11 protein-coding genes and 1 pseudogene are annotated in these 14,083 nt (G+C 67.7%); 9 read left to right on the top strand and 3 right to left on the bottom strand.

Features of this window, described 5'->3' with window-relative positions; all coding sequences use genetic code 11:
- Positions 1-115 precede the first annotated feature (115 nt).
- Entirely contained in the window at positions 116-280 is a 165-nt protein-coding gene (locus tag ACH4F6_RS36070) for a hypothetical protein (RefSeq protein ID WP_397964648.1), read from the top strand.
- Between the two features lie 114 nt (positions 281-394).
- Here ACH4F6_RS36070 and ACH4F6_RS36075 read toward each other — a convergent pair whose 3' ends face one another.
- Entirely contained in the window at positions 395-733 is a 339-nt protein-coding gene (locus ACH4F6_RS36075; RefSeq protein WP_397964623.1) for a hypothetical protein, read from the bottom strand.
- Between the two features lie 109 nt (positions 734-842).
- Here ACH4F6_RS36075 and ACH4F6_RS36080 point away from each other — a divergent pair, with 109 nt between their 5' ends.
- Positions 843-2,027, top strand: coding sequence for an IS701 family transposase (locus tag ACH4F6_RS36080; protein ID WP_397964625.1), 1,185 nt, complete (start codon positions 843-845; stop codon positions 2,025-2,027).
- A 160-nt stretch (positions 2,028-2,187) separates the two neighbouring features.
- On the opposite strand, the gene ACH4F6_RS36085 is transcribed toward ACH4F6_RS36080, so the two are convergent.
- The gene (locus ACH4F6_RS36085; protein WP_397964626.1) at positions 2,188-3,279 is read right to left on the bottom strand and encodes an IS630 family transposase; all 1,092 of its coding nucleotides are present in this window, start codon (positions 3,277-3,279) and stop codon (positions 2,188-2,190) included.
- Positions 3,280-3,414: 135 nt separating this feature from the next.
- On the opposite strand from ACH4F6_RS36085, the gene ACH4F6_RS36090 reads away from it, so the two are divergent.
- Positions 3,415-3,855: a hypothetical protein gene (locus ACH4F6_RS36090; RefSeq protein ID WP_397964627.1), complete on the top strand. Its 441-nt coding sequence runs from the start codon at positions 3,415-3,417 to the stop codon at positions 3,853-3,855.
- Between the two features lie 37 nt (positions 3,856-3,892).
- On the opposite strand, the pseudogene ACH4F6_RS36095 reads toward ACH4F6_RS36090, so the two are convergent.
- Positions 3,893-4,806: pseudogene (locus tag ACH4F6_RS36095) on the bottom strand (transposase family protein).
- Positions 4,807-4,911: 105 nt separating this feature from the next.
- On the opposite strand from ACH4F6_RS36095, the gene ACH4F6_RS36100 reads away from it, so the two are divergent.
- The 6 genes from ACH4F6_RS36100 to ACH4F6_RS36125 all read left to right on the top strand — a co-directional run bounded on the left by ACH4F6_RS36100 (position 4,912) and on the right by ACH4F6_RS36125 (position 14,057).
- Positions 4,912-5,838: a hypothetical protein gene (locus ACH4F6_RS36100; protein WP_397964628.1), complete on the top strand. Its 927-nt coding sequence runs from the start codon at positions 4,912-4,914 to the stop codon at positions 5,836-5,838.
- The gene (locus ACH4F6_RS36105; protein ID WP_397964630.1) at positions 5,835-6,512 is read left to right on the top strand and encodes a restriction endonuclease; all 678 of its coding nucleotides are present in this window, start codon (positions 5,835-5,837) and stop codon (positions 6,510-6,512) included. Before ACH4F6_RS36100 ends, ACH4F6_RS36105 begins: the two co-directional genes overlap by 4 nt.
- A 40-nt stretch (positions 6,513-6,552) precedes the next feature.
- Positions 6,553-7,266 (top strand): restriction endonuclease, encoded by a 714-nt coding sequence (locus ACH4F6_RS36110; protein WP_397964631.1) that lies wholly within the window; start codon positions 6,553-6,555, stop codon positions 7,264-7,266.
- 389 nt (positions 7,267-7,655) lie between these two features.
- On the top strand, positions 7,656-9,476 hold the full coding sequence (locus ACH4F6_RS36115; protein ID WP_397964649.1) for an ATP-dependent nuclease: 1,821 nt from the start codon (positions 7,656-7,658) through the stop codon (positions 9,474-9,476).
- A 376-nt stretch (positions 9,477-9,852) separates the two neighbouring features.
- Positions 9,853-11,049 (top strand): exonuclease SbcCD subunit D, encoded by a 1,197-nt coding sequence (locus tag ACH4F6_RS36120; RefSeq protein ID WP_397964632.1) that lies wholly within the window; start codon positions 9,853-9,855, stop codon positions 11,047-11,049.
- Entirely contained in the window at positions 11,049-14,057 is a 3,009-nt protein-coding gene (locus ACH4F6_RS36125; protein WP_397964633.1) for an AAA family ATPase, read from the top strand. The genes ACH4F6_RS36120 and ACH4F6_RS36125 overlap by 1 nt, the downstream gene beginning before the upstream one ends.
- Positions 14,058-14,083 lie beyond the last annotated feature (26 nt).

Raw genomic sequence — 14,083 nt, forward strand, 5'->3', positions numbered from 1 at the left:
ACAGCTTTGTTCCGCACGCACGGTCTGGACCCGGCCGCTGTCGTCCGCCCCGATTTCATGCGCTCCAACGCCCCGATGTTCCGCACGGATCGGGGCTGTGTCATAGAAGCGCGCCATCGTCGACGAGTACGAACAGGCTCGGAAACGGTGGCAGCGGACGTGGGAGGCGGGGAGGTGGATGGAGCAGCCGCAGGAGGAAGCGGAGCGGACCACTATGGAACTGGCCGTCCGCCACGTGGCTGCCGAGTACATCACTCACCCCGACTATCAGGCGCGTTAGCGCCTGATGGACGTCACGGTCCAGTTCACGGCCGTTCCTGTGGAGGTCGATCGGCTGGTACAGGCGCAGTACGGGCAACAGCGGAGGGCGCGGCCGTCGGTGATACGGCCGCCTTCAGCAGGCGACGCGCGTGTGGCAGCTCTGGAATGCAGGCGGGTCGTCTTCTAGCGCTTCGGCGATGGAGACAGCGGCGATGAACGCCAGCACCAGCACTGCCAGCCCAAAGAACACGCGGCGCTGCGAGGGCAGTCCGTCCTGCGACTGGCGGGCCGACGGCGTACTCGATCGCCGTGGGCTCCTCCATTGCATCTGCCGGGCCGGTGCGCTGTCCGGGTGTGTAAGGCCGGCATTCGCGTGGCCCGCCTCCTGGGCGTGCGCGGCAGCCGATCGGATCTCGCGACCAGGCTCGGCCCAGACCAGTTCTCCGCACTCCTTGCAGACGTAGCCAGGCATCCGCCCCCCTCGTGGCTCCAGGGACAACCGTAGCCAGCAGCCTGGGCCGGTGCTAGTACTGCAACGGTGCTTGCTGTGACTGTTGGCCAGGTGGGTCGTTGGTGTGGTTATGGGTGGGGACCTTGCTGATGTCAGGTTGTGGGCGAGTGAACTGGGTGCTCTGCATGAGCGGTTCGTGCACCGGTTCAGCAGGTCGGAGCCACGGGAGTCGACGCTGGCCTATATGCGGGGGCTGATTGCTCCGCTGCAGCGCAAGAACGGCTGGACTCTGGCGGAGGAGGCCGGTCACGAGGGTCCGGACCGTATCCAGCGGATGCTGAACCGGATCGAGTGGGACGCCGATGAGGTCCTCGATGACGTGCGGGACTACGTCGTCGAGCACCTCGGCGACCAGGACGCGGTGCTCATCGTGGACGACACCGGCTTCCTGAAGAAGGAGACGCGCTCGGCCGGGGTGCAACGGCAGTACTCCGGCACGGCCGGGCGGACGGAAAACTGCCAGGTCGGCGTCTTCCTCGGCTATGCAACTGCTCGCGGCAGGACGTTGATCGACCGCCGTCTGTATCTGCCCACCTCCTGGACCGATGACCGGGAACGGTGCCGGCGGGCCGGCATCGGCGACGAGGTCGCCTTCGCGACCAAGGTGGCCATGGCCAAGGCGATGGTCCGCCGGGCCATCGCCGATCGCATCCCGTTCCGGTGGGTGACAGCGGACGCCGCCTACGGGTTCAGCAAGGGCTGGCGCTTCGAGTTGGAGCAGGCGGACGTCTTCCACGTCATGGCCACCACCCGCCACGACACCGTCGTCACCCGATGGGCACTCGACCACCCCGTCCACGAGTTGTTTCCCGGCCTGCCGCGGCAGAAGTGGAAGCGCCGTTCCTGCGGCGAGGGCGCCCATGGCCGGCGGATCTATGACTGGGCGCGGGTCGAGGTCCGGCCCTGGCACCGCGAGGACCGCCGGCACTGGGTGCTGGCCCGCCGCAGCGTCAGCCGGCCCGAGGAGATCTCCTACTACATCGCCTACTGCCCCGCCGACACGACCCTGGACGAACTGATCCGCGTCGCGGGCAGCCGCTGGGCGATCGAGGAGTGCTTCCAGAGCGCGAAGCAGGAGTGCGGCCTGGACGACTACCAGGTCCGCCGCTATCCCGGCTGGCACCGCCACATGACGCTGGCCATGGCCGCCCACGCCTGCCTGACCGTCCTGCGCGCCCGCCAGCTCGATACGGAGAAAGCAGAAACGGATCCTCCCAGCTCATCCACTACAGTCTCGCCGAGATCCGACGCCTGATCACCCGACTCACCAACCGTCGGCCCGCACCCGTCGACCACGTTCTGCACTGGTCGACCTGGCGCCGCAGATGACAACACCAGGCCCGCCTCAGCCACTACAAACGACGCGGACACAGTCCCTGAACTGGTCAGCAATCAGCACAAGCACCGTTGCAGTACTAGTGACCTGAGTCGGAGATTCGTCGGCAGTAGGCGGCGACTTTGTCGAGGATCTCGTCGGCGGTCTTCGTCCAGACAAAGGGCCTGGGGTGCTCGTTCCAGTCGGCGAGCCAGGACCGGATGTCGCGTTCGAGGGCCTGGACGGAGCGGTGGACACCGCGCTTGAGCTTCTTCTGTGTCAGCTCGGCGAACCACCGCTCCACCAGGTTCAGCCAGGACGCGCTGGTCGGAGTGAAGTGCAGGTGGAAACGCGGGTGTGCCAGCAGCCACTTCTTGACGGCGGGCGTCTTGTGGGTGACGTAGTTGTCCAGGATCAGGTGCACCTCGAGCTTGGCGGGCACCTCCTTGTCCAGCTTGGCCAGGAACTTCTTGAACTCGACGGCCCGGTGCCGGCGGTGCAGGGAGCCGATCACTTTGCCGGTGGCGACTTCGAGTGCGGCGAACAGGGTGGTGGTGCCGGCGCGGACGTAGTCGTGGCTGCGGCGTTCGGGCACGCCGGGCACCATCGGCAGCACAGGCTGGGACCGGTCCAGGGCCTGGATCTGGGACTTCTCGTCCACGCAGAGCACCAGGGCCTTCTCCGGCGGGTCGAGATACAGGCCCACGAGATCGCGGACCTTGTCGATGAACAGCGGGTCCGTGGACAGTTTGAACGTCTGCGTCCGGTGCGGCGCGAGGGCGAACGCCCGCCAGATCCGCGAGATCGCGGACTGGGACATGCCCGTGGCCGCCGCCATCGACCTGGTCGACCAGTGGGTGGCGTTCTTGGGTTTCTCCTCCAGCGTTTTGACGATGACCCGCTCGACGTCCGCGTCGGTGATCTTCCGGGGGACACCGGGCCGTGGCTCGTCGGACAGGCCGTCCAGGCCTCGTTCGATAAAGCGCCGCCGCCAGGTGCGGACCGTGTCCGGAGTGACCCGCAGCCGGCGTGACACCTCCATGATCGAGTGCCCGTCGGCACACTCCAGCACGATCCGCGACCGCTGGGCCAGCGCCTGAGCCGTCGTGCGGCGACGCACCCAACCCTCCAGCACGGCCCGCTGGGCATCGGTCACCGACAACGGCGGGATCTTCGGACCCGGACGACTCATACCGAACCAACGACGAATCTCCGACTCAGGTCACTAGCTCTCATCATCGACAAGAGCGACCGGGACGAACGAGACGTCGATGACGCCGGAGGCCCGGCGACCTTGCACGAGGCGCGGCGGATCACCGTCGACGCCTTGAAGGACATCCACGACCACCCGGACGTGCCGCGCCAGCATTTCCCGTGGGTCGCGCATGTGACTGGCGTACACACGTCAAAGACGTGGCCGCTTCAGGCCATGGCGGAAAGCCTTGGTGACGTCACGTTCGACCGCCTCCGTATCGCCATCGCCAGCGAGCATACGGATATCCCGCTCGACCCCGAGGAGACCTCAAACATGGATGACGAACCCATCGCGGCCACTGCGTCGCCCCCGCTCCCCATCCGCAGCTGGTCCACCTCCAGGGACACAGCTCTCACCTACGAGAAACAGCAGATTGGCGACGGCAGGGTGTTCAAGCCCGGCGCACTGTACTGGGACGGCCCGGGGCCCTGGCCGCTCCAGTACGCCGATGAGATGCTGTTCTGCCATGAGGGCGCAGAACTTGCCGGCGCCATCTTACGAGCTGGTGCGTGATTGCGGTTGAGGCGTGTTTGCCTGATCAGGGTTATGGTCACGCGTTGGCGGTGCGGTCGGAGACGAGGCCGGCGATGGCCCGGTAGGTGTCGGGCAGGGCCTCTCGCCGGTGCGTCCAGCGGGTCAGCTGTTTCCAGCGTTTGTGGTCGGCGAGCGCGTGCTCGACGGTGATGCGCTTCGATGAGTGTCGGTGCCGCGCCTTTTTTCTGGCTGCGTGTACGTGCGGCAGAGCGATCTTGTTCGGTTTTCTGGGCGGTGTGATCGCCTTGCCGGGGTGGTCGCGCCGGAGCCCGAGGTAGCCGTCGTCCAGCAGCACTTGCACGTCGGGGAAGTGCTGGAAACAGGTTCCGATGCCTTCGTTGCGTGTGGCGGTCGCATCGTGCATCCGTCCTGGCCGCAGGGCGTCGGTCCAGAGAGTGCGGCCCTGATGGTCGGCGACGACGGTGGCCTTCATCGTGTTCTGCTTCTTCTTGCCCGAGACGAACGCCCGGCGTCCGCCGCGGCCGGCTGCGGGCCGGCGGACCTGGATCTCGGTGGCATCCAGCCGCAGCTCGATGCCCTCGGCCTGGGCGTAGGCGAACACATCCGCCAGGGTCCGAAGCCGCAGGCCAGGACGGTCAGGGACCGCGCATCCGCGTTCGGCCAGGAGCCCGCGTATCTCTCCGATCGCGCGGGTGACGGTGGAACGGTCGACACCAGACAACAGGGCCAGGACGGAGTGCGGGAGATCGTGCCGCAGGTGGATCAGCGTGACGACCAGCCGGTCGACGAACACCAGCCGATGCCGGGCACCGGCCCCCGCCTCACGCTTCCTGGCCCCGCCGCGGGCCTCGTGACGACGACCCTCGACCATGGCCTGCCACGGGTCGGCCAACTCCTCGACAAGCACGCCAGATGCTGCCGGGAGACACCGGTGAACAGCTGATGTGCGAGGATGTCCCGGTCGACCATGATCACCACGGACTGGATCATCCCACCCTCGCGGCGATCCCTCTTCAACCGCAATCACGCACCAGCTCGTAAAGCATTGCCCGGACCGGCGACCGCATCTCCGACGTGGATGTCATGTACCTGTCGCATTGCGCCGGTGTCGAAGCCGTCATGCTCTTGGAACAGGAGGCACAGCTCGGCGTATCGATCGACCTGGACGACGTCGACGTTGAACTCGTCGACACCACCGGCCAGACGACCGAGGACAAAGGCGACGTCATTCTCGCCGCCGCCGTCCCCTTGCTGAGCGCGCTCTACCTGGAAGATGGCAGCTGGGTCGCCTTCAGAGGGCGGGATCCCTCGCCGCCGTCCGCCGCCAGGGCGCATTGCCCGACCGGCTGTCGCGCCATCGTCCATGAAGCAAGGCAGTACGGACTTCCATGCGCGGCCAGCTCACAAGACGGCGTCGATGCTGTAGCCGTGGCCAGGAGCGGCTCCGGCGCACGACACTACAAGGCATGCGCCCTGCTGTATCTCGCCGTTTCCGACCGGAACCGTCTGACTTTAAAAGTGGCTGTTCCCGCAGGTGACAGCGTCTGCGACATGCATGCCGCAGGATACGGCCCAGGGCCGGGCCAGCTGGTACTGCGGATTCAAGACTGCATACAGCGAGGTCAGCTCATTGGAGGTTGTCGGCTTTACGCGTGCCGCGTCCCATCGGGTGGCCGTGGCTGGATGAGGTCCTGCCTGGTCAGGCTGCCGTCGGGTGCTGTCAGTGCCCGCTGCTACACCGATTCCTGGGGACAGGCCGCATGCGGCGGCCGCCGACGGGAGGGGAAAAGCATGGCGAAGGCACCGGACGGATTCCACTACGTGCGCGGGCACATCCGCCGCAACCCGAAGCCCAGGAGCGCCAAGCGGATGAGCGGATGGATGATCGCCGGCCTGCTGGCGGGGGCCTGGCTGTGGGGGCAGGTGTTCGGTTTCGAAGCGACGACGCCCACTACTCCGGCGGAGCCGAACCCGGCCGTCAGCGCACCGGCCGACCGATGAGGAGAGGATGGTGCCTGCGGCGCCCTCGCGGGCCGGTCGAGGTCGCATCAGCGGCCGTCGTGGCGCTGGCCGTGCTGGTGATGGTCGTCCGAACGGTCACCGTGTCGGCCGGCGTACTGGTCGATGCGTGGCCGGCACTGCTACCTCTTGCAGTACTGGGGGGAGTTGCTGCGGTGTGGCGGGTCAGACGAGCCGTGGCGGGCCGGCGGCGGGATGGGGCGCGGCTGGCTGCCTTGCGGATCACGCTCGCCGAGTTCGATGCCATGAACGATCGGCGTTTCGAGCATGCGCTGAGGGATCTGCTGGTCCGTGATGGCTGGATGGCCCGGGGAGTGGGCGGTGGTGGAGACCAGGCCGCCGATGTCATCGGTGACCACGCCGTCCTCGGACGGATTGTCGTGCAGGCCAAGCACACGCGCGTCGGCGGGAAGGTCGGATCGTCGGTGATGTACGTGGTGAATGGGACGGCTGGCCCCGTTCACAGGGCGGACCATGCGGTGGTCGTCACCAACGGATTCTTCACTCGCGATGCCATGAACTGGGGAGACCGGCACACGGTCCACTGGGTTGACCGGGGAAAGCTGCGGTGCTGGGCCGAGGACGGAACCGCGCTGCACGAGCTCCTCAAGCTGCCTGCCCGTTCTCGCGGCAGTTGGTTCAAGCGGGCTGCCTGACCGGCAGCCGTTTCCGCTCGCGTCATCAGTTGGGGGTGTGGTGTTCGACGAAGACGGGTCCTTGGATCCGACGCTGAAGTTCCTGCTGTACGCCGTCATTGCGCTGGCCGTCGGCAAGATGATCTGGGAGTGGCTCACCGAGGACCTCAGCCGGTTGATCACGAAGGACCTGTGGGGTCTGATCGCTGATCACCCCTGGTTGACGGGACTCGTCGTCGCTGGCGGGCTCACCGTGCTCATCCTGCTGGGCACGATCTTGGCATCCCGGCCTGGCACATCCAAGTATGTAAGCTCCGACGATGCCTCCGCCGCGCAGGTCGGCGGCGTGGTTGAGCCGGAGGTGCTGACCTTCAGGATGAAGCAGCTCGCGGAGATGAACGCGACGGGCTTCGAACAGGCCTGTGTCGACCTCCTGGTGCGTGACGGCTTCCGTCGTCCCCTGCGAGTCGGTGGCGCAGGGGACCTCGGCGTCGACGTCACCGCACGCGACGACGAGGACGGTCTTTTGATCCTGCAGTGCAAGCAGTACCAGAATCCGGTCGGCTCCGGGCACGTGCAGAAGTTCAACGGGACAGCCCGGCCGCACCACGGAGCCGACATTCCCATCATGATTGCGCTCAACGGCTTCACCCAGCCGGCCATTGACTTCGCTCGGCACCATCGGCTCATCCTCGTGGGCCGACCAGAGCTGAAAAAGTGGGCTCACGGCCGGCACCTGTACGACGTCATCGGCATCCAGAACGCCACGCCGTAACCCGCAGCCGCCAGCAGCCACGTACTGGACTTCATCAGCTCTCTCCGGCCAATGGGGCAGGGAAGCGACCGGACCGTTGGTCTGCGCCGACTCTGCTGAGTCCTTGCCGTCCTCCCACCCCCACTCGACTCCCGCGATTGGCTCCGGTGCCCGTCCGCCATCCGGAGCCGAGACCGCGAGCCCTGCCGGACAGGGGTATGCGCCCGTATCCGTTCTTCAGCGGCATGTGAGCGGCGAGTTGGTACAAGTGGTGGGAAACGTGCGGTTGTTGTGAGAGATGCCTCTAGTATGACGGTCTGCGCTGGCGTCTGGAGCGCCCCTTCTGCCCGTCCAACACCGCACGTCACCCCTTACCGGCCGGGGAAGGGGAGATTCGGAGCACGTTGACTGTGTACCTCACCCGCTTTTCCGCCTGCGGCTTCCGCTCCCTGGCCCGTATTGAGGACATCCCGGTCAGTAGTCCGACGATCCTGGCCGGCCACAACGACGGTGGGAAGAGTGCCGTACTGACGGCGCTGGCGTTCCTGCTGGGCAGCCACCGGCTGACAGACGAGGACCGCACCTACGAGCAGGCGGAAGGATCCGCAGGCGGCCGCTGCGCCCGCACTTCGGTCGAGGGGGACTTCCGCCTCGACGCCGCGGAACAGGCCGCCACCGGTCTGCCGCAGACGGTCCGGATCCGCCGTATCTCTGAAGAGGGGCAGCCGGCCCAGTGGCAGTACTTCGGTTCCCGGCCGGTCGACAGCCGGCTCCACGACATGAGCCGCATGCTGAAGGGCCAACTTGCCGATCTGGCAGCCGAGTTGTCGGTGTCCCCGGCAGGCCCCCGCAGGGACGACCTGTTGCAGGCCCTCACCGCCTACGCGGCCACGGGGCCGCAGGTGGAGCAGTGGCAGCCGCTGCCCAAGGAACTCCAGGAGCGTCTGCCGCGGCTGCTGCCGTTCGGAGGCAAGGACGAGAGGCCCGATGACGCGGTGCGGACCGCGCTGAGCAGTTGCTACGAAACCTACCTGGAGGACGAAACGCTCCAGGGCCGGGTCAGGGAGATCGAAACGGAGATCACCCAGCGCCTGGAGAAGGAAGCCGACTCACTGTGCCGGCACATCCGCCAGCATTGCCGGGAGTTCGTGGGCGTGCAGGTCAAGCCCGAGGTCTCCTTCAAGGGCGGCTTCAAGCGCGCTCCTCTGGAAGTCTCCAAGGCCGACGGTGAGCCGGTGGACCTCACCCGCTCCGGACAGGGCAGCAACCGCCGGATCGCGCTCGCGGTATGGGAGTGGACCAGCAACCTGCTCGAGAACAGCGAACTCACCACGGGGGAGGGGAGTGATGCGGAGCCGACCCAGACGATCGTCGTCTACGACGAGCCCGACACCCACCTGGACTACCGCCACCAGCGCACCGTCATGGACATCATCCGCAAACAGTGCGCCCTGCCCCACGTCAGCGTCGTCGTCGCCACCCACTCGATGAACCTCATCGACGGTGTCGACATCGCCGACGTCGTCCACCTCCGCCTTGGCGACAGCGGCCGCACCATCGTCGAACGCCTCGCGGACGAATCCCACGAAGGGATCGACTTCCACCTCGGACAGATCGCCTCCGCCGTGGGACTGCGCAACTCCGTCCTGCTGCACGAACGGTGCTTCCTCGCCGTCGAGGGCCCCACGGAACAGCAGTGCCTGCCGCTGCTGTTCCGTCTCTCCCAGGGCCTGTCCCTCCAGGCGGCGGGCATCGCCCTGTGGGCCTGCGGCAACAACGAAGGCGCCCTCCACCTGGCCGGCTACCTCGTCAAGAACCGCCGCACCGTCATGCTGATGGTCGACGCCGACAGTCGCACCAACAAGCACTTCAGGACGGAAAGACTGATCAAGGCCGGGCTCGACCTCGACACCCAGGTTACCTGGATCGGCGAAGCAGAAGGGTTCAACGAACTCGAGGAACTCTTCACGGACGCCCAGTGGGCCACAGCCGCCAACACCCACTGGATTCGCCCCGAAGGCGTCCAGTGGACCGCCGAGGACTTCACCGCACACCGCGGCGGCAAGTTCAGCGCCCGCGTCCTGACCATGATCAAAGAGCAGGCGGAGCGCACCAGCCCCGACGGCAAGGACGACATGCTCTACGGCCTGGTCACCACCCTCAAAACCCGCGAAGACGTCCCCTCGCAGCTAACCAAGGCCTTCAGCGACCTCCGGGCCCTGGCTTCCTGACCGGCCTTACGGCGCGCCGCTGCAGCATCCGCTCCTTACGCTGCTGCAGCGTCGGCGCCGTCCAGACATGCCAGCCCACCCCCACGACGTGCTGCCGGCCATGCCCGCGCGCCTCAATCCCACACCAGCGGCACCCACTCGGTGCAACGGTGGATCCAGTACCGGTAGAACGCGATAACGACATCACATCCTCCTTCCCCCCACCGCCTATCTTGCCGCCTACCACTGACAATCACCCGGTGGCACAGCAGCCCGCAAGCCCGCGGCACGGCAGGCGAAGAAACCGTTCCTCACGCACACCGCGCACCAAATCCAGAACATCGTTTATCAGGAAAACCACCCACAGCACTCCCCGCAATAGTTACTGTCTGTGCTCATGCGGTTTTTGCACACTTCGGACTGGCACCTGGGCCGCCGGTTCCATGGAGAAGACCTGATCCCCGCCCAGGAAGCCTTCCTCGACCACATGATCGCCACAGTCCGCACCGAGGCGGTCGACGCGGTCCTCGTGGCCGGCGACATCTACGACCGTGCCATCCCCAGCCTGGATGCCGTGCGCCTGTTCAACCGCGCCCTGCACCAGTTCGCGGACCTCGGCGTGCCGATCATCATGATCAGCGGAAACCATGACTCGGCCCACCGCCTCGGCGTCGGATCCGGCCTCTTCGCCCGCGCCGGCATCCACCTGCGCACCGATCCGGACACCTGCGACATCCCCGTCGTCCTCAACGACGCCGACGGCCCCGTCGCCGTGTACGGCATCCCCTACCTCGAACCATCGATGGTCCGCACCCAGCTCGAGGCAGAGACCGCATCCCACCGCGCGGTACTGACCGCCGCCCTGGACAAGATCCACGCCGATCTCACCAACCACCAGCCGGCCAAGACCCGCTCCGTGGTCCTCGCCCACGCCTTCGTCACCCCCAGCACCGGCCAGAGCGAAGAGCCCCGGGTGGAGGAGTCCGCCAGCGAACGCGACATCAGCGTCGGCGGCGTTGCCTACGTCGGCGCGGACGTCTTCGACGGCATCGACTACGTCGCCCTCGGTCACCTCCACGGCCCCCAGAAGATCACCGACCGCGCCCACTACAGCGGCTCCCCCCTGCCCTACTCCTTCTCCGAGACCGACCACACCAAGTCCTTCACCCTGGTTGACCTCACCCCCGGCGCAGCCCCCACCGTCACCCGCCTGCCCAGCCCCACCCCCCACCGCCTGGAACGCATCCAAGGCCTCCTTGAAGACCTCCTCGACCACCCCGACCACGAAACGCTCAAGAACGCCTGGCTCGAGGTCACCCTCACCGACCCGGCCCTACCCTTCGAAGCCATGGCCCGGCTCCGCCGCCGCTTCCCCCACACGCTCAGCCTCAAGCACCAGCGCGCCTTCATCCCCGCCCAGGCCACCGACACCCCCACCTACACCGAACGCCTCCAAGGCCGCACCGAAATCGACATCGCCTGCGACTTCATCACCGACCTGCGAGGCAGCGCACCCACGCCCGACGAACACGCCCTGCTCCAGCAGGCCGTCGACGCCGCCCGCGTGAACGAACTGCAAAAGGAAACCATCTGATGCGCCTGCACCACCTCACCCTGCAGGCCTTCGGGCCCTTCGCCGGCACCCACACCGTCAACTTCGACGCCCTGTCCGCCGACGGCCTGTTCCTCCTGCACGGCGACACCGGCGCCGGGAAAAGCACCCTGTTCACCGCCATCTGCTTCGCCCTCTACGGCGAACCCCCGGTCGACCGCACCCTGGAGCTGCGCAGCCACCACGCCCCGGCCGACCTGCTCACCCAGGTCACCCTGGACGTCACCATCGCCGGCCAGCGGCTGCTCATCGACCGCGTCCCCCAGCAGACGCGCCCCAAGAAGAACGGCACGGGTGACACCGTCCAGAAGGCCGAGACCCGGCTCAGCCGGTTCACGACCGACGCCCTGGGCCAGGGCCACTGGGAGGCCTCCAGCAAGTCCCACCAAGAGGCCGGCAAGGAGATCAAGGACCTGCTCGGCATGAGCCGGACCCAGTTCTGCCAGGTGGTCCTCCTGCCCCAGAACGAGTTCACCAAGTTCCTCTACGCCGATGCAGGCAAGCGCCGCGAACTCCTCGGCAAGCTCTTCCACAGCGACCGGTACGCATTCATCGAACGCTGGCTGAACGACCACAGCCGCACCACCCAGAAGAACCGCGACGCCGCCCGCGACGAGGTGCTGCACCTGGCGGCCCGCATCCACCAGGCCGCCGGCCCGGACCTGAGATCGCAGTACGACGCCCCCACCCCCGACGCCGCGCACGCCCTGACCGGCCCCGCACTGGCCTGGGCCCAGGACCTCATCCAGGTCAGCCAGACCGACGCTGCCACAGCCCAGGCCGAGGCCGAGAAGGCAAAGAAGAACCAGCTCACCCACCAGAACCTGGAAGCCGCCACCCGCGAACTGCACAGGCGGCAGACCGCCCACGCCACCGCCCGCACCCAGCTCAACCGGCTGGACGAACAGACCCCCCACCAAGAAGCCCTCGGTCGGCGCCGGGAACAAGCCCGGCGCGCTCAGCAGCTGGCACCGCTGCTCCACACCGTCAGCACCGCCCGCACCGACCACACCCGAGCCCAGGACAGCGAAAGCGCCGCCCGCACCCGGCTGCTCCCCGAACACGCCACGCTCCAGGCCGCCGACCTTGCCACGGCCGGGCAGCGCACGCGCGACGACATCGCCGTGCTGAACACCCTGCTTCCCGAGGAAGCCACCCTCCGCCTGCTCACCACCGACCTCAAGCGCATCGACACCGAGCGGCAGGACTTCACCGTCCAGCAGCGCACCGCCCGTGACTGGCTCGAGCAGGAGACCACCCGGCGCACCACTCTGCAGGCCCGCCGGGAAGCTGCCCGCGAGGCCGAGGAAGAAAGCCGCCGCCACCAGACCCAGCTGGAGAACCTCAACGGCCGCGTCGCGGCCGCCGAACGCCGCGACGCCCACCTCGCGCAGATCACCACCACCGAGCAGCGCCTGGCTGCTGCCCAGAAGGAAACCGAACAGGCAGCCCAGGCCCACATCGGCATCCGCCGCCGACGCACCGAGGGCATGGCCGCCGAACTCGCCGCTGGCCTCACCGACGGCGCACCATGCCCGGTCTGCGGCTCGTGCTCCCACCCGGCTCCCACCCAGGCTCCCGACGGGCATCCCACCCGCGAGGACGAACAAGCCGCCGAGAAAGCCCACCAGCGCGCCCAGCAACAGCGCGACAAGATAGCGGCCGAGCTGCAGCAGCTTCGCGAGAACGCCGCCGGTGCCACCGGCGAAGCCGGCGACACCCCGCTGGCCAGCCTCAAGACCGTACACGAGGCACTCGCCGCGCAGCTGGCCGACTCCCTCGAACGTGCCGTCGACCGCGGAACCGTCGAGGAGGAACTCCTCGCGCTGGACCGCGAACACATCACCATGACCGAGCAGGACAGTGTCGCCACCGCCGGCCTGTCCGCACGCAACGCCAGCTACGACACCCTGTCCCAGCGGCAAGCAGAGCTCACCGAGAAACTCGATGCCGCCCGCGGCACCGCCCCCACCCTGGCGGCCCGCATCGACGACCTCACCCGCACCGCCGACCACCTCGAGCAGGCAGCCGAGGCATCCCGCACCGCCGCCACCGCCACCCAGACCCTGCACACCCGTACCAGCGAAGCCACCGCCGCCGCCACATCCCAAGGCTTCGACACCCTCGCTGCCGCCGAACAAGCCACGCTCAGCGACAAGGACCTCCACGAACTCGAGGAAGAGATCAACCAATGGCGCGAGGCCCGCGCCTCCCACCAGACCGTCCTCGACGACCCCGTCCTGCAGGAAGCAGCAGCCCGGCCAGCCGCCGACGTCGAAGCTGCGACAGCCCTCCGCGTCGCCGCAGACGACCAGCACGCGCAAGCGGTCACCACCGCCAGCACCGCCCGGGCCCGCACCACCGACCTCACCGACCTCACCACCACCCTGGCCGGGGTCGTCGAACGCCTGGAAGCACTCGAGCAGGCCCACAGCACCGCCCGCCACCTCGCCGACCTGGCTACCGGCAACGCCTCCGGCACCCGGGTCCGCATGCAACTGGAGGCCTATGTCCTGGCCGCCCGCCTCGAACAAGTCGTCGCCGCTGCCAACACCCGCCTGAGCCTGATGTCCGAAGGCCGCTACACCCTGCGCCACTCCGACCACCAAGCCGCCCACGGCGCCCGCTCCGGCCTCGGCCTGGAAATCACCGACTCCTGGACCGGCCGTCCCCGCAAGACCGACACCCTCTCCGGCGGCGAATCCTTCTTCGCCTCCCTCTCCCTCGCCCTCGGCCTGGCCGACGTCGTCACCCACGAAGCCGGCGGCAACCCCCTGGACACCCTCTTCATCGATGAAGGCTTCGGCACCCTCGACGACGACACCCTCCACAACGTCCTCGACGTCCTGGACTCCCTGCGCGCCCACGACCGCACCGTCGGCGTCATCAGCCACATCCCTGAACTACGCCGCCGCATCACCCAGCGACTGCACGTCCGAAAAGGCCCCACCGGCTCCACCCTCGCCCACCTGACCGAAGCAGCCGAATAACCTGCACTCCAGGAGAGCGGAGCCCC

It is taken from the genome of Streptomyces sp. NPDC017936, from assembly GCF_044328485.1.
In the GTDB taxonomy this organism is placed as follows: Bacteria; Actinomycetota; Actinomycetes; order Streptomycetales; family Streptomycetaceae; genus Streptomyces.